This window comes from Streptomyces sp. NBC_01549 (assembly GCF_026339955.1).
GTDB lineage: Bacteria > Actinomycetota > Actinomycetes > Streptomycetales > Streptomycetaceae > Streptomyces.
Map to the genome: position 1 here is coordinate 4,252,297 of NZ_JAPEPW010000001.1, position 16,608 is coordinate 4,268,904.

At 73.0% G+C, this 16,608-nt stretch carries 9 protein-coding genes and 1 tRNA gene; 9 read left to right on the plus strand and 1 reads right to left on the minus strand.

Annotated features, from left to right (window positions below; all coding sequences use genetic code 11):
- Positions 1-311 precede the first annotated feature (311 nt).
- Positions 312-385 (minus strand) — tRNA-Lys (locus OG819_RS18975).
- A 206-nt stretch (positions 386-591) separates the two neighbouring features.
- Here OG819_RS18975 and OG819_RS18980 point away from each other — a divergent pair.
- The 9 genes from OG819_RS18980 to OG819_RS19020 all read left to right on the plus strand — a co-directional run bounded on the left by OG819_RS18980 (position 592) and on the right by OG819_RS19020 (position 16,607).
- Positions 592-1,680, plus strand: coding sequence for a peptidoglycan-binding protein (locus OG819_RS18980; protein ID WP_266650510.1), 1,089 nt, complete (start codon positions 592-594; stop codon positions 1,678-1,680).
- A gap of 81 nt (positions 1,681-1,761) precedes the next feature.
- Positions 1,762-2,922 carry an SPFH domain-containing protein gene (locus tag OG819_RS18985; RefSeq protein WP_266650512.1) on the plus strand — a complete coding sequence of 387 codons (1,161 nt, stop codon included), beginning with the start codon at positions 1,762-1,764 and terminating at the stop codon, positions 2,920-2,922.
- Positions 2,919-3,095: a hypothetical protein gene (locus tag OG819_RS18990; protein ID WP_266650514.1), complete on the plus strand. Its 177-nt coding sequence runs from the start codon at positions 2,919-2,921 to the stop codon at positions 3,093-3,095. The genes OG819_RS18985 and OG819_RS18990 overlap by 4 nt, the downstream gene beginning before the upstream one ends.
- 77 nt (positions 3,096-3,172) lie before the next feature.
- A complete protein-coding gene (locus tag OG819_RS18995; RefSeq protein ID WP_266624935.1) occupies positions 3,173-3,811 on the plus strand; it encodes a lytic polysaccharide monooxygenase in 639 nt (212 codons plus the stop codon).
- 129 nt (positions 3,812-3,940) lie between these two features.
- The gene (locus OG819_RS19000) at positions 3,941-4,438 is read left to right on the plus strand and encodes a DUF3592 domain-containing protein (RefSeq protein ID WP_266650516.1); all 498 of its coding nucleotides are present in this window, start codon (positions 3,941-3,943) and stop codon (positions 4,436-4,438) included.
- Between the two features lie 26 nt (positions 4,439-4,464).
- Positions 4,465-6,165 carry an AMP-binding protein gene (locus OG819_RS19005; protein ID WP_266624933.1) on the plus strand — a complete coding sequence of 567 codons (1,701 nt, stop codon included), beginning with the start codon at positions 4,465-4,467 and terminating at the stop codon, positions 6,163-6,165.
- A 254-nt stretch (positions 6,166-6,419) separates the two neighbouring features.
- A complete protein-coding gene (locus OG819_RS19010) occupies positions 6,420-7,742 on the plus strand; it encodes an MFS transporter (RefSeq protein ID WP_266624931.1) in 1,323 nt (440 codons plus the stop codon).
- Positions 7,696-10,944, plus strand: a complete 3,249-nt coding sequence (locus tag OG819_RS19015; protein WP_323139351.1) for a beta-ketoacyl synthase N-terminal-like domain-containing protein — start codon at positions 7,696-7,698, stop codon at positions 10,942-10,944. Before OG819_RS19010 ends, OG819_RS19015 begins: the two co-directional genes overlap by 47 nt.
- The gene (locus OG819_RS19020; protein WP_266650518.1) at positions 10,941-16,607 is read left to right on the plus strand and encodes a MupA/Atu3671 family FMN-dependent luciferase-like monooxygenase; all 5,667 of its coding nucleotides are present in this window, start codon (positions 10,941-10,943) and stop codon (positions 16,605-16,607) included. The genes OG819_RS19015 and OG819_RS19020 overlap by 4 nt, the downstream gene beginning before the upstream one ends.
- Position 16,608: the final 1 nt, after the last annotated feature.

Here is a 16,608-nt window from a genome sequence, read left to right on the forward strand (position 1 = left end):
CCCCCATGGACGCAACCGGCCATACCCCCAACTGTCAGGTATCGACAGTCCCTTGAAGCCCAGGGTTCTACGGCGTCCATCATGATCGCAAGATGCGAAACGCGGTGTTAACCGGTCATACGCGCTAATTGGGACGCGTGTACGAGGATGGGGTCGCTGTCCCATAAGCCGGGCGCATATGCCCTGCCTGTATGCGGCTCTTTGTGTCTGTTGCACCCGTTAGGGGCTCGCCCCGTCGCGCCTGCCCCGCCCGCCACCCCACCCGCACGCCGAAGGGCCCCTCACGTTGGTGAGGAGCCCTTCGGTGTCGGTGCGCCGCCAGGGACTCGAACCCCGGACCCGCTGATTAAGAGTCAGCTGCTCTAACCAACTGAGCTAGCGGCGCCTGCTGACCCGAGAACTCTACCCGACCGGGGAGGGTGCTCCGGACCGCGGAGGTGTCGTGAGGTGGGTGGTGAGTGGTCCCGGATCGGCCGGAAGTGGTCCTTGTACATCATTCGGACCGTCAACATGCGACAAGAGACGACAGTTGCGAAACTGGCGCGTGTGCAGAAGTGCGGAGATATGGACCTGCGGTGTGAGGGGAATCTCATGGAGGCTCCGGTATTCGAGGAATTCGATCCCGCGAGCGACTGTGATTGCCCCGGATGCGCGCACTGGCGGCGCGTCATTCCACCTTCCGCACTGCCCGGGCCCGTGGGCCATCCGGCGGCGCGGGGCGCGCTGCTGCTGGCCGCGGCGGCGGGCACGGTCATCGCCGGGAGTCAGTCGACGCCGGCCGTGGCCGTCGCGCACGGACCCGTCCGGCCGGGCGACCCGAGGGGTGACGAGTCCGACTCCCCGCAGGGCGTCAAGGCCCCGCTGCACGGCCCGGCGGGTCCGGCGAAGCCGGGGGCCGGGGGCGAGGCCCCCGCGACCACCCGGGCGGCGATCATCAACCGGGCCAAGAAGTGGGTCGCCTCGCAGGTGCCGTACAGCATGTCCGAGTACTGGTCGGATGGATACCGACAGGACTGTTCGGGCTTTGTCTCGATGGCCTGGAGCCTGCCGGGAAACGAGTGGACGGGCAGTCTCGACACGTTCGGCGTACGCATTTCACGCGACCAGTTGCAGCCCGGCGACATGCTTCTCTTCCATAATCCGGCGGATCCCGAGAACGGCTCGCACGTCGTCCTTTTCGGCGGCTGGTCGGACTACACCCACACCTATTACCTCGCCTATGAACAGATCCGCCCGCACACCCGCGGTCAGTCCACCCCGTACGCCTACTGGAGCAACTCCCCACGCTATGTGCCCTACCGCTACAAGGGACTGGCCGAGGCGACGAGCGGGCCGGCGGGGCCGCAGGCCTGGTCCTACCCGGTGGGCAAGAAGGGCAGGGACATCCTGGCGGTGGGAGGGGCGGGAACGAAGGGTTCCTCGGCCCCGTCCGTGGCGTCCGTGCCCGGTTATCCGGGGCGCGGGCTGTTCCGGCCGGGTGCCGACAACGAGTCCGTCACCCGGCTCGGGGAGCAACTCGTGAAGAAGGGGTTCGGCAAGTACTACACGTCGGGTCCGGGCCCGCGCTGGGGTGAGGCGGACCGGCGGGGCGTCGAGGCGTTCCAGCGGGCGCAGGGCTGGCGCGGCGGCGCGGCGGACGGCTATCCGGGGCCGGAGACCTGGCGCCGGCTCTTCTCGTGACCGGGCCGGTGACAGGGCTCGCACCAGGGCTGGTCACCCGGCCGGGATCACCCTTCCACGCGCGGAGGCATGGAGGCAGCTATGAGTACGACGACTTCACCCACCCCGGAGTCCGGAGGGACGCCGGAGGGCGGCGGTACCTCCCGGCCCGCCCGGCTCATCCACAACGAGGCGACCACCGAGATCCCCGTCCATCTGCTCTTCCGGGACGACGCCGAGCCGGTGTCCGTGCCGCTCGCGCCCGCCGTCGTGGGGCGGCGGCGCGGCACGGGCGAACAGCCCCGGATCCGGCGCCCCGCGCTGGGCCGGACCCCGCGCCCGGTGCCGGAGGTCGACCCCGAACTGGTGGAGCGCCCGGCACCGGTGCTGCCCGGAGTGGCGGGTGTGCTGGCCGGGGCCTGCGGGGTGGCCGGATGTGTACTCGCCTCCTGGTGGTCGGGTGTGCTGCCGCACGCCGCGGGGAGGGCGATCGGGCTGCCCTGGCACGCGGGCAGCGGGCTCGGCCCCGCGCAGTGGGCCGCGTACGCCGGGGCCGGCGCGCTCGGGCTGTTCGGGTTCGGCGGGCTCACCCGCGGCCGGACCGGGCGTGCCTGGGTGCTGGGCCTCTTCGGCCGCTACCGGGGCACGGTCCGGCGCACCGGGTTGTTGTGGATCAACCCGATGGTGCTGCGGCGCCGGGTCGACGTACGGCTGCGGCACTGGCGCAGTGAGCCGATGTCGGTGGTCGACGCGAACGGGGTCGCGCTGCGGGTGGTGGTGCTCGTGGTGTGGCGGGTCAAGGACACCGCGCGGGCCACACTCGGCGTCGAGGACCACGAGACGTATCTGCGCGAGTGTGTGGAGGCGGCGATGTCGCGGATGCTCTCGCAGTTGCCGGCCGAGGCGCCGCCCGCCGTCATCAAGGACGTGGCGACCCTGCGCAACACGGACGCCGTCGGGGAGGTGCTCACCGGGATGATCGCCGCGGACACCGCGCCGGTCGGCCTGGAGGTGTTCTCGGCGCAGCCGACCCGGATCGAGTACGCCCCCGAGGTCGCGGCCGTGATGCAGCGCCGCCGGATCGCGACGCTGGACGCCCAGCACCGCGACACCGTGCTCACCTCCGTCGTCGACTCCGTCGAGGACACGGTGGCCCGGCTGACCATGCGCGGACTGGTCGAACTCGACGACTACGAGCGCAAGGCACTGGTGAAGGACCTGACGGTGGCGTTCTACACGGGGCACAGGGAGGCCTCGCCGTGACAGGGATCGACAGCGGGGCGGTGACGGGGACGGGCAGCGGGGCCGTGACGGGGAAGGGCAGCGGGGCCGTGACGGGGACGGACAGCGGGGCCGTGACGGGGACGGACAGCGGGGCCGTGACGGGGACGGACAGCTTGGTGATTGGTCTGGACATGTTCAAGTCGCGGCAATAATCTGGGACTTGGTCTAGACCTGAAAATCACGCGCACGGCTCACGAGAACCTCCCCCACGTCCTCTAGGAGCGGCAGCATGCGCATACGGACGCCCGACATCCACGCGACCAGGAAAGCCAAGCTGTACGCCGCTGTCGTGGGCCTCGCCACGGCGGGCACGTTCGTGCTCTCCACCGGCGGAGCCGACGCCCACGGCTACACCGACCAGCCCCTCAGCCGGCAGAAGTTGTGTGCCGCCAACGGGGGCAGCGTCGCCAACTGCGGCGACATCCAGTGGGAGCCCCAGAGTGTCGAGGGCCCGAAGGGCTTCCCGGCGGCGGGTCCCGCAGACGGCCAGATCTGTTCCGCGAACCACACGAACTTCAGCCAGCTCGACCAGCCCAAGACCCCCTCGGGTGGGGCCTGGCCGACGACCAAGGTCACCGGCGGGCAGAGCTACACCTTCCGCTGGCAGTTCACGGCCGTGCACGCCACGACCGACTTCAAGTACTTCGTCACCAAGTCCGGCTGGAACCAGAACCACGCACTGACCAGGGCGGACCTGAACACCACCCCGTTCCTGACCGTCCCGTACAACGGGCAGCGCCCGCCGTCCACGTTCAGTCACACCGGCTCGCTGCCCTCCGGGCTGAGCGGTCATCACGTCATCCTCGGTGTGTGGACGATCGCCGACACCGCGAACGCGTTCTACTCGTGCGCGGACGTCACGTTCTGAGGGCGTCCCGACCGGAAAGGTTCTGAGCCTCTCTTGAGGAGCTCGCGCACCCCCCACGGGTAGGTTCCACGCACGTCGACATGACCATGACGGCGTGCGTGGAGCTGTACCGGACAACGGGGGAATGTCATGGACGTCTTCTTCTATGCCGTGCCGGCGGTGATCATGACCGGGGCGATCTTCATGGCGGTCGTGGTGGTCCGCCGGTCACTGGACGTGAGTCGGGCGTGGAACAGCGGGCTGATCGCGGAGGGGCGCTGTCTGCGGTCGTACGCGACGACCAGCGGCGGCGGTGACACGTCCGTGTCCACGACGCTGCACCACGTGTACGAGTTCATGACGCGCGACGGCCGCACGATCCGCTTCGAGGAGCCGAACGGCCCGGCGACGATCATCGAGGGCGACATCGTCCCCGTCCACTACATCGCCGAGCGTCCCGAGAAGGCGACGGCCCACGCGCCGAACCGGGGCCTGCTGGCGGCGGGCGCGGTCTTCACCCTGGTCTTCTGCACGGCGATCGTCATCTTCTGTATCGGCTTCATGGTGGGTGTCCACGAGTTCTTCTCGATATGGGACTCGGCCGGGAGCGGAGGGGACGAGTTCGAGGGCACGGGCCTCCCCTTCTGACGGTACGTCAATTATCGTGCGCCCCCATGGGGTCCATGAGGCGCACCGTCGCGGAACTCGTACAGGAACGGTGGGGCGACCACCGGCCGGGGCTGTGGTTCGAGGGGAGGGTGCGCAGCCACCATCAGGTGGCCGCGGGCGCCGCGGCGCGGGCGGCGCTCCTCGCCGACCTGCTGCCACCCGGCGCCGAACCGCATGTCGGAGTGTTGCTCGACAACACCCCCGAATATCCGCTCTGGTTGAGCGCGGCGGCCCTCTCCGGTGCCGCCGTCGCCGGGATCAACCCGACCCGGCGCGGCCCCGAACTGGCCCGCGACATCCTGCACACCGAGTGCCGCGTCCTGGTCACCGAGCGGACCCACCTGCCGCTCCTGGACGGCCTCGAACTGCCCGGCGTACGCGTCCTGGTCACCGACACCGAGGCGTACGGGGAACTCCTCGCGCCGTACGAGGGCGCGAAGCCGGACGCGGCGCCCTCCGTGTCGCCGGACGCCCGCCTCCTCCTCTACTTCACCTCCGGCTCGACCGGCGCCCCCAAGGCCGCGATCTGCACCCAGGGCCGGCTGGCGGCCGCCGGGCGCTCGCTCGTCGAGCAGTTCGGGGTGCGCCCGGACGACACGCACTACATCTGCATGCCGATGTTCCACGGCAACGCGGTGATCGCCGACTGGGCGCCCGCGCTGGCGGCGGGCGCCGGGATCGCGCTGCGGCGGCGCTTCTCGGCGTCGGGGTTCCTCGCGGACGTACGGGCCTGCGGGGCGACGTACTTCACCTATGTGGGCCGGGCGGTGCAGTACCTGCTGGCCACGCCCGCCCGCGGCGACGACCGCGACAACCCGCTGCGGATGGGGTTCGGGACGGAGGCCGGGGCCGTGGACGCGGCCGCCTTCGAGGAGCGCTTCGGGGTACGGCTGGTGGAGGGGTACGGCTCGTCCGAGGGCGGCGCCGCCATCCAGTGGACGCCCGGCGCCCCGCCGGGCGCGATCGGGCGGGCGGCGCCCCGCGACGACCTCGCGGTGGTCGATCCGGAGACAGCGGCCGAGTGCCCGCCCGCCGTCTTCGCCGAGGACGGAAGGCTCCTCAACGGGGACGAGGCGATAGGGGAGTTGGTGAACCGCGGACCCAACCCCTTCGAGGGCTACTGGCGCAACCCCGCCGCGGACGCCGAACGCCGCCGGCGGGGGTCCCCCCGCTCGAACGAAGCCGAGAGTGGGCGAGGCTGGTACTGGACCGGGGACCTCTTCTACCGCGACAGCGACGGCTTCCTCTACTTCGCCGGGCGGGCCGACGACCGGCTGCGCGTGGACAGCGAGAACCTCGCCGCCGCGATGATCGAGAACATCCTCGCCCGCCACGAGGACGCCGCCGCCGTGGCGGTGTACGCGGTGCCGGACCCGGTTGCCGGGGACCAGGTGATGGCGGCGATCGCACCGCGCGAGGGAGCCGGATTCGACCCGTCGGCCTTCGAGGCCTTCCTCCTCGACCAGCCCGACCTGGGGACCAAGATGGCACCCCGCTTCGTCCGGATCGTGGCACGGATGCCGGTCACCGCCACCAACAAGATCCACCGGGTGGGGCTGCGCCGCGAGGGCTTCCGCTGTGCCGACCCGGTGTGGTGGCGGCCGCCGGGGGAGTCGGCGTACCGCAGACTGCGCGAGCCGGACATCGACGGGCTGCTGGCCGAGTACCGGGCGCGCGGGCGCGAGAAGTTGCTGCCGGCCGGGTAGGTTCCGGGCGCGCGGACGCGAGAAGTTGTTGCCGACCAGGCAGGTTCCGGGCGCGCTTCCCGCGCGGGGGTGCCCGTCGGCCGGAACTTTCGGCGGCCCGGCGGACGTCCCGTCCCAGGGAGTCCCGGAGAAGAGGAATCCCCTCCGCCCCACAGGGGGAGGATGCCCCCGGACACCTGTGTCGTCCGCGCCGAGGAAAGAGGGAACATGCGTCACCTGATCCGGGTCGTGAACATCGCCGGTGCCGCACCGCCATGCGGCGCGTGGGGGCGGGCGGCGGTCCGGGAACGGCTCGTGGCGCGGCACCGGTGACGGCCGAGGGGCGCTACCGCGTCCTGGTCGCCGGCTACTCCGTGTCCTCGTACGGCACCTTCCTCAACATGGTGGCGCTCAACCTGTTCGTCTACGCCACCACCGACAGCGCCCTCGCCATCGGACTGTTCATGGCGGTGCGGCTGGGCGCGGGGTTCCTGGCGGGGACGGTCGCCGGGCGGGTGCAGGCCCGGTTCGGGGTCAAGCCGGTCATGCTGTGGGCCAACATCGCCCAAGCTGTTGTCATGTTCCTGCTGGTAGTGACGCCGGACGGGGGACTGCGGACCGGCGTGCTGTTCACGGTGTCCGCCGTCGTCGGGGCGTGCGGCACGGTGTTCATGGTCGCGCTGCGCAGCTCCATCCCCGACCTGGTCGGCGCGGACCGGCGCGCCTGGGCCAACTCGCTCATGGTGGGCGGGCGTTCGCTGGCGATGGTCGCCGGGTTCGCCTCGTCCGGGGTGGTGGTGCCCTGGCTCGGCTTCACCGCCGCGTTCCTGGTGGACGCGGCGAGCTTCGTGGTGTGCGCGGCGGCGGTCGCGTGGCTGCCGGGCATCGAACGCGCCCCCGAGCCCCCGCGGGCGCCCGACGAACCCCGCCAGAAGAACGGAGTGTGGGCCGCCATGACGGCACTGGCCACCGTGCCCGCGCTCGGCCTCATGATGTGTCTGCGCACCGTCGACGCCCTCGGCTCCTCCTCGCACAACGCGGCCCTGCCCGTCTACTCCAGCACGCTCCACCCCGATGACCCGGCCGCGTTCGTCAGCCGCTTCTGGCTGTTCTGGGCGCTGGGCAACGTCCTGGCACAGCAGGTCATCCAACGCTGGGCCAAACGCTCCGGACGGGCCGTCGGCGCGCTCGGCTTCGGTCTCGGCACCATCGTCATGTCCTCCGCGTTCATCCTCGGCTTCGCCGGGTTCCCGATGGTGGCGACCGTGCTGATCGCCCTCGTCGCGGGCGCCGCGGACGGGCTCACCGAGGTGTCGTACACCTCACATCTGCAGACCCTCCCGGAGACCCTGCGCGGCCACGCCTTCGGGCTCACGGCGACGGTCGAGAACCTCGGCTTCGGGCTCGGCATGATCGGTGTGTCGGCGGCCCTCGAATCGTTCTCCGCGTTCACCGTCGTGGCCTGGTCGCACGGCCTCGCCATCCTGGTCGCGGGGATCTACCTGCTCCGGTTGTACGCGGTCCACGGCGCAGGCAAGGAGGGGACGAGCGGTGCGTACGGCAGTCGTCGGGATGGCGCTGAGGTTTCCGGGAGCTGACACCCCCGACGGGTACTGGCGGGACATCCGGGCGGGCGTGACGCACGTGCGGCGGTTCACCGACGCCGAGCTGGCGGCGGCCGGGGTCGCCCCCGAGGAGTACGGCGCGCCCGACTTCGTGGCCGCGAGCGCCACGCTGCCCGGCATCGACGGCTTCGACGCGGCCTTCTTCGGGATGAGCGCCCGCGAGGCCACGGTCACCGATCCCCAGCAGCGGCTCTTCCTGGAGTGCGCGCACCACGCCCTGGAGGACGCCGGGTACGCGCAGCCGCGCGCCGGGGTGCGGATCGGGGTGTGCGGGAGCACCGGCTACCGGCTGTACTCGCTGCACAGCTACCTCGCCAACAACCTGCGGGAGGAGGCGGATTCGGGGGAGTGGCAGCGGCAGAAGCAGGCGCAGGTCGGCAACTACCCCGACTTCGCGGCCCCCCGGGCGGCCCACCGGCTCGCACTGACGGGCCCGGCCCTGAACGTGGCCACGGCCTGTTCGTCGTCCCTGGTGTCCGTCCATCTCGCCCGCCAGGCCCTGCACTTCGGCGACGCGGACCTCATGGTCGTCGCCTCGGCCGCCCTGCACGTGCCCCAGGTCACCGGGCACCGGCACGTACGCGGCTCGACGATCTCGCGCTCCGGGACCGTACGCGCCTTCGACGCCGACGCGGACGGCACCGTCGGCGGCAACGGCGTCGCCGCCGTCGTCCTCAAACCGCTGGAGAGGGCGCTCGCCGACGGCGACACCGTGTACGCGGTGATCGCCGGGTCCGCCGTCACCAACGACGGCGCCGACCGGGCCGGGTTCGCCGCGCCGGGCTCCGCCGGTCAGCGCGACGCCGTGCTCGGCGCGCTGCGCGCGGCCGGGGTGCCCGCCGACTCCATCGGCTATCTGGAGGCGCACGGCACCGGCACGCTCAAGGGCGACCCGATCGAGTTCGCCGCCCTCACCGAGGCGTTCCGGCTGCACACCGACCGCACCGGCTTCTGTGCGCTGGGCTCCACGAAGTCGGCGATCGGCCACCTGGACAGCGCGGCCGGTCTCGCGGGGCTGATCAAGGCGGTGCTGGTGCTGCGGCACGGGGAGATACCGCCGCTGGTGAACCACACCCGCCCCAACCCGGCCCTGGACGTGACCGGGAGCCCCTTCGTCCTGCCCACCCGCGCGCTGCCCTGGCCCGCCGAGGAGGGCCGCCCGCGCCGGGCCGGGGTGCACTCCATCGGGATGGGCGGCACGAACGCCCACGTGATCCTGGAGGAGGCGCCGACCCCGGCCCCCCGTCCGCCGGATCGCGGTCCGGCCCCGACGCTGCTGCCGCTGTCCGGCCACACGCCCGAGGCGCTCCTCGCCTCCGCACGGGCCTTCCGCGACCACCTCACCGAACACCCCGGGACCGACCCCGCCGACCTGCTCCTCACCACCGCGCTCGGGCGACGGCACCTGGAACACCGACTGGTGGTGACCGCCGCGGCCGACGACACGGCGACGGCGCTGGACGCCTTCGTGCGGGGCGAGGCGGGGGCGTACGCGCACGGCGTCGCCGGGGCGGAGGCGGGCGGCGGACCGGTGTTCCTCTTCACCGGTCAGGGCAGCGGGTACGACGGGATGGGCACGGCGCTCGCCGAGCGGTTCCCGGTGGTGGCCCGCACGTTGGAGGAGTGCGCGCGGATCCACCGGGACGAGACGGGGGAGGAGGGGTTCCTCGACCGGTTGCTGGGCGGCGCCGACGGTGGTCCTCCGGAGGGAGCGCGGGCCGGGGCCCCGGAAGGAGCGCGGGTCTGGGGCCTGGAGGCGGCGCGGGCCTGGGACACCGCCTTCGCGCAGCCCGCGCTCTTCGCCTTGCAGGTCGCACAGGCGCGGCTGTGGCGGCGCTTCGGCGTCGAACCGGTCGCGGTGGCCGGGCACAGCGCCGGGGAGTACGCGGCCCTGTGCGTGGCCGGGGCGCTGACGCTGGAGGACGGACTGCGGCTGGTCTGCAGACGGGGACGACTGATGCGGGACGGCACCCCGGCCGGGGGCATGCTCGCGGTGTCCGCCGCCGAGGACGTCGTACGGGGGCTGGTCACCGACGTCGACGGCCTCGAACTCGCCGTCTTCAACGGGCCCGGGCGGTACGTCGTGGGCGGACCGCCCGAGGCGGTGGCCACCGCCCGCACCCGGCTCGCCGACCGCGGCACGCCCGCGGAGCCCCTGCCGGTGGACCGCGCGTTCCACACCGCCCTGCTCGACCCGGTCCTGGCGGACTTCCGGGACGCCTGCGGAAAGGTACGGCTGCGGCCCACCAGGACCGAGTTCGTCAGCGGCGCGGACGGGGTCCGGCACCCGGTGGGCTGGCTGCCGGACGCCGACCACCTCGTACGGGGGACCCGGCGGCCGGTGGACTTCGCCGCCGTACTGCGCACGCTGGAGCGGACACCCGGGCGGCCGGTCCATCTGGAGATCGGCCCCGACGCGCCCCTCACCGGCCTGGTCCGGCGCGCCCGGCCGGATGCCGCCGCCGTCCCCACCCAGCGTCGTTGCGACCCTGGCCTCGGCACCCTCTGGGCGGCCGTCGCCCGGCTGCACTGCGCGGGCCACCGGCTCGACTGGGCGGCCCTGCTCGACGGCTGCGACGCCCGCCGGATCCCGTTGCCGCCGTATCCCTTCGAGCGCCGGTCGTACTGGACCGGACCGCCGCCCACCCCCTTGGCCGACGACCGCAGGACGGAGGACGGCATGACCGAACAGACCGAACAGAGCGAACAGGCTGTACTGGAACGGGTGGTGATGCTCAGCGCACGTCATCTCGGATACACGCCCGAGGAGATCACGGCGGAGCGGACGTTCGTCGGGCTCGGCGCGGACTCGCTCCAACTCATCGGTATGGTACGGCAGTTGGAGGCCGAGTTCGGGGTGGAGATCGGGATGCGGGAGATCCTGGAGGAGGCGGGGACCCCTCGGCTCGCGGCCCGGTTGATCACGGAGCGGACGGGGCAAGGGGCGTGGGCCTCCACGGGCGTCCCTCCGGACGGCGAACCCGTGCACGCCGCCGCCGACGAGGAGCCCGGCCACGCCCCCCGTACCGAGGAGCCCGGCTACGCCACCCGTGCCGAGGTCGAGGAACTCGCCCGCCAGATAAGTCAACTCGCCGAGACCCAGACCAGAATGCTCGGTCAGCTCTCCGAGGCCGTGGCCCTGCTCGCCGAGGGCAGCAAGGCGGTCGGGGGATGACCACGGCACAGATCAGCCCCGAGTCGCGGGCGAGCGCCGAGGCCGTCGCCCGAACCGCCGCCGTCTCCGGACGGCTCGACGAACTCCTGGCGGCGTCCCGTCACCCCGCCGAGCCGCCTGCCGGGCACCCCGCCGAGCCGCCTGCCGGGCAACCCGCCGAGCCGCCTGCCGGGCAACCCGCCGAGCCACCCCTCCACCACGGCCCCCACGTCACCCTTCCCCCTGACTCCGGCATGTCCGGCACCGGTGCGAGCGAGGCCCAGCGGGCCCACGCCGACAGCCTGGTCCGGCGCTTCACCGAGCGGACCCGGGCGTCGAAGGAGCTGGCGCAGCGGCACCGAAGGGTGCTGGCGGACAGCCGGGCTGTGGTCGGCTTCCGGCGGGCGACGAAGGAGATGCAGTACCCGATCGCGGCCCGCTCGGCGCACGGCGCCCGGCTGACGGACGTCGACGGCAACGACTACACCGACATCACCATGGGCTTCGGCGCGCTGCTGCTCGGCCACGAGCCCGCGCCGGTCACGGAGGCCGTCCGCCGGCACCTCGCAGGCGGACTGCGCCTCGGCCCGCGCTCCGAGGACACGGGCGCGGCCGCCGAACTGCTCGCGGAGCTCACCGGCATGGAGCGGGTGGCGTTCGCGAACTCCGGCACCGAGGCCAACTCCGCGGCCCTGCGGCTCGCACGCGCGGCCACCGGACGCGACCGAGTGGTCATGTTCCGCGGCTCCTACCACGGCCACATCGACTCGGTCCTCGGCCGCCCCGGCGCCGACGGCCGCCACGCCGTCCCCGTCTCGCGCGGCATTCCCGCGAGCGCGGTGTCCGAACTCCTCGTCCTCGAATACGGCAGCCAGGAGAGCCTGGACGTCATCGACGAACTCGGCGACACGATCGCCGCGGTCCTCGTCGAACCGGTCCAGGGCCGCAACCCCGCCCTGCGTCCCGTCGCGTTCCTGCGTACATTGCGGGATCTGACCGCCCGCCGCGGAATCGTCCTCCTCTTCGACGAGATGCTCACCGGCCTGCGGCCCCACCCCCGCGGCGCCCAGCACCACTACGGCGTCGTGCCCGACCTCGCCACCTACGGCAAGGCCCTCGGCAGCGGTCACCCCATCGGCGCGATCGCGGGCCGCGCCGACCTCATGGACGGCGTCGACGGCGGCTTCTGGCGGTACGGCGACGACAGCCGCCCGACGCGCGACACGACCTTCTTCGGCGGTACGTACATCCAGCACCCCCTGTCGATGGCCGCCGCCCGCGCGGTCCTCACCCACCTCAAGGAGCGGGGCCCGGGGCTCCAGCAGACGCTGAACGCCCGCACCGACGCGCTCGCCGCCGACCTCGACGACTTCTTCCGCGCCGAGGAATTCCCGCTGGAAACAGCCCACTTCGGGTCCATGTTCCGCTTCACCCACCGCGCCGACATGGAGCTGCTCTACCACCACCTCCTCCTGCGCGGGATCTACGTCTGGGAGTGGCGCTCCTTCTACCTCTCCACCGCGCACACCGACGCCGACGTCGAACGGGTCGCGGACGCGGTGAAGGACTCGCTGCGGGAGCTACGCACGGGCGGCTACTTCCCGACGGCGGCCCGACGCGGCCGTAGCCACAGCCGAGGTGAGGCCGCCGAGCGCCCCGCTCCCGATTTCGGCGTCTACTTCTTCGGCGACCACCCCGACGGCGAGGACAGCGCGCAGGCCTACGAACGGCTGATCGAGACCGCACGCTTCGCCGACATCCACGACTTCAGCACGCTCTGGCTCCCCGAACGCCACTTCCACTCCTTCGGCGGCCTCTTCCCCAACCCCTCCGTGCTGGCCGCCGCGCTCGCCCGGGAGACCCGCCGCATCCGTCTGCACGCGGGCTCGGTGGTCCTTCCGCTGCACGATCCCGTGCGGATCGCCGAGGAGTGGGCGGTGGCCGACAACCTCTCCGGCGGCCGGGTCGGCATCGGCTGCGCGAGCGGCTGGCACGCGAGCGACTTCGCCCTCCACCCCGACCGCTTCACCGACCGCACCGAGATCGCCTTCCAGCACCTGGAGGACGTACGGCGATTGTGGCGCGGGGAGAGCGTGCCGCGCCACACCGGCGAAGGGCACCCCATCGACGTACGCCTGCACCCGCGGCCCGTGCAGGAGCTGCCGCCGATGTATCTGGCGACATCCGGGCGGCGTGCCTCGTACGAGGAGGCGGCCCGCCGCGACCTCGGGATCGTCACCAACCTCATGAACCAGACGGTCGAGCAGCTCGCGGCGAACATCCGCCACTACCGGCGCACCCGTGCCGAGAGCGGCCTCGACCCCGAATCGGGCCGCGTCACCGTCCTGCTCCACACCCACCTCGCCGAGGACCACGCCGCCGCCCGGGCCGCCGCACGCGAGCCGATGAGCCGCTATCTGCGCTCCTCCCTCCAGATGCGTTCCGCCGCGAGCGCCCTCGGGGGCCGCCCCGAGGACGTGGCCGACGCGAGCGAGGCCGACCTCGCCTACCTCTTCGACCGCGCCTACGACCGCTACTGCGACCAACGGGCCCTCATCGGATCCCCGGACACCTGCGCGGCCACCGTCGACGCGCTGCGGGCCGCGGGCGTCGACGAGATCGCCGCCCTGGTCGACTTCGGGCTGCCGCCGGAGGAGATGAGGGCGGGCCTGGAGCAGCTGGACGTACTGCGCCGCCGCTACCACGAGCCCCCGAAGGAGCCGAAAGAACGGCGGGCTCCCGCGACCCCGGCCCAGCGCCGCCTCTGGCTCGCCGCCACGCTGATCGCCGATCCGGCCGCGTACAACGAGATCCAGGGCGTACGGCTGCGGGGTCCGCTGGACGTCGAGGCGCTGGGGACCGCCGTGGACGGCCTCGTCCGCCGCCACGACGGTCTGCGGAGCGTGTTCGTGGCCGGGGGAGACGGGGTCTTCCAGGTCGTACGGGAGGACCGGGATCGGGATCGGGATCGGGACCAGGATCGGGCAGGTCCGGCACTGATCGTCGACGACGTCCGGGGGCGGGACGCCGACGAGGTGATCCGGGCCGCCCTGCGGGAGGAGAGCACCCGGGCCTACGACCTCGCGGCGGGGCCGCTGTTCACGCCCCGCCTGCTGCGGCTCGCCAACGACGACCACGCGCTGATCCTCGGCATGCACCACCTCGTCACCGACGGCCACTCCGCCGGGCTGATCGCCGCCGACCTCGGCGAGTTCTACCGGGCGGCGGTGGAGGGGCGCGCGCCCCGGTTCGAGCGCGCCGCCGGGAGCACGCTCGACGCGGCGGCGGCCACCGGGGGAGCGGACGACCTGGACTGGTGGCGCGCCCACCTCGGGGACGGGCCGGGCGCGCCCGCACTGCCCACGGACCGGCCGCGCACCCGTACCGTCGCCGGACGCGGCGGCGCCGTGGGGCTGCGGCTCGGCCCGGAGCGGGCGGGTCGGCTGCGGGAGTGGAGCGGGCGGCAGGGGGTCACCCTGTTCGCGACGCTGCTCACCGCCTGGCGGATCGTGCTGCGCCAGTACGCCGGTCAGGACGACTTCGTCATCGGGTCCACCTTCGGCCGCCGCACCCCTGAGGCGCGGGACACCGTCGGCTTCCACGTCTCCCTGCTGCCCCTGCGCGGGACCCTGACCGACGCCACGACACTCACCGACGCCCTACGCGCCACCCGGGACACGCTCTTCGCCGCCGACGCCCGCCAACACGTGGACATGGACGCCCTGTTGGCGTCCCGCCACCCCGACCCGGGCAACCCGCGCCCCCTCGTCACGGTCTCCGCCGACCTCGACACCGCGCCCCTGACCGCCCTCGCCCTGCCCGGCCTGCGCGCCGAACCCCTCGACGGCGGCACCGAGTCGGCCCCCCTCGAACTCGCCCTCATGGCCACCCGGCGCCCCGACGGGGACCTCGGCCTGCGGATCCGTTACGACGCCGACCTGTTCGACGAGAAGACGGTGCGCGGGTGCCTGGACCGGCTGGAGGACGCGCTGACCGCCATGACGGCGGGCGCCGCGGAGACGGTCGGCGACCTGACGCCGGCGTCCGCCGTCACCCTGGGCGTCCCCGACGGCGCCCACCGCCTGCGTACCCTCTGGCAGCACACCCTCGGCCCCGTCGGCGATGTCACCCCGGACGCCAACTTCTTCGAACTCGGGGGGAATTCGATCGGCGCGATCAGGCTGGTGAACCGGGTCCGGGACAGCTTCGGCGTGGAATACCCCTTGGCGGACTTCTTCGCCGACGCCACGCTGGGGGCGATGACCGCCCGGCTCGCGCCACCCCGGGGCGTGACCGTGGTGGACACGGCGCCCGTCAGCGACCAGCAGGCCCGCATGATCGCGGGCGTCCTGGGCATGCCCCGCCCCGAGGTGTGGAACATCCCGACCCGGATCCGTTTCACCGGCCCCCTGGACGTGGCCGCCCTGCGCACGGCGGTGGCCGGACTGCTCGACCGGCACCACGGACTGCGATGCCGCTTCGTACCGGGAGACGGCCGGCCGGTCCCGTCGTCCGCCCCCGACGACGGGACCGGCTGGCGGCAGGAGGTTGTCGACGTGCCGCCCCCGGCGCTTCCCGTCGAGGATCTCACCGGCATCGCGGACGAGTCCGAACGGCTCGCGCGCATCGAGGAGTTGTGCCGCGCGGCGGCCGCCACGCCCATCGCGCTGACCGAACCCGTCCTGCCGGTCCTGCGGCTGCTGCGCGACGCGCCCGACCGGTGGACGCTGATGTTCGTCGTGCACCACATCTGCGTCGACGGCTGGTCCCTCTCCCTCCTCCTGGACGAGCTCGCCGCCCTCTACACGGCCGCCGCCACCGGCCGCCCGCACGGTCTGCCCGAGCCTGCGGCGCAGTGCACGGACTACGCCCGCTGGCAGCGCGCGCACGCCGACCCCGCCGAGGAGGCCCGCAGGACGGCGTACTGGACCCGGTACCTGGAGGGGATCCCGGCCACGGTCGAGATCCCCGGCGACCGGGCCCGGCCCGCCGTGCCGAGCGGGCGCGGCGACACCCTGCGCGGCACCGCGTCGGGCGAACTGCGCAGGGCCGTCGAAGAGTTGGCGGCGGCTCGGCACACCACACCTTTCGGGGTCGCGGCCACGGCGCTCGGCGTACTGGTCGCCCGCCGGTCCGGGGTGCGGGACGTCGCGATGGGCACGCCGTACGCCCACCGCGAGCGCAGCGCGTTCGAGTCGATGGTCGCGCTGACGTCGACCGGTGTGGTCGTCCGGGTGACGCCCGACCCGGACGAGACGCGCGGCGCCCTCGTGCAGCGCACCGGTGCCGGCGCCCTGGAGGCGACGGCGCACGTCCTGCCGACCGCGCGGATCGTGCGCGCCCTGCGCGAGAGCGGCGCCCGCGCCGTGCCCGAGCGCTTCCCGCTGACCATCGCCTTCCAGAACTCCCTGGACACGGACATCGAGATCCCCGGACTCGACGTCGAGGTCGACGACCTCGCCCCGCCCGTGTCCCGCGGTGACCTCTCCTTCGGTCTCGCCCCGCGCCGCGACCCGGCCAAGGGCTACCGCACCTTCCTGGAGTACTCCGCCGATCTGTGGGACCCCGCCACGGCTCAGGAGCTCCTCGACGACTGGCAGGCCGTCCTCGCCGAGCTGTGCACTCGGCCGGACGCGCCCGTCGCCCCACTCCTCAACCCTCTCCAGCCCCTCCGAAAGGCGTGAG

What these genes read in the sequence shown, in the direction of transcription:
- OG819_RS18980 (WP_266650510.1), top strand. Translation starts at nt 592, where the DNA reads ATGGAGGCTCCGGTATTCGAGGAATTCGATCCCGCGAGCGACTGTGAT.
- OG819_RS18985 (WP_266650512.1), top strand. Translation starts at nt 1,762, where the DNA reads ATGAGTACGACGACTTCACCCACCCCGGAGTCCGGAGGGACGCCGGAG.
- OG819_RS18995 (WP_266624935.1), top strand. Translation starts at nt 3,173, where the DNA reads ATGCGCATACGGACGCCCGACATCCACGCGACCAGGAAAGCCAAGCTG.
- OG819_RS19000 (WP_266650516.1), top strand. Translation starts at nt 3,941, where the DNA reads ATGGACGTCTTCTTCTATGCCGTGCCGGCGGTGATCATGACCGGGGCG.
- OG819_RS19005 (WP_266624933.1), top strand. Translation starts at nt 4,465, where the DNA reads ATGGGGTCCATGAGGCGCACCGTCGCGGAACTCGTACAGGAACGGTGG.
- OG819_RS19010 (WP_266624931.1), top strand. Translation starts at nt 6,420, where the DNA reads ATGCGGCGCGTGGGGGCGGGCGGCGGTCCGGGAACGGCTCGTGGCGCG.
- OG819_RS19020 (WP_266650518.1), top strand. Translation starts at nt 10,941, where the DNA reads ATGACCACGGCACAGATCAGCCCCGAGTCGCGGGCGAGCGCCGAGGCC.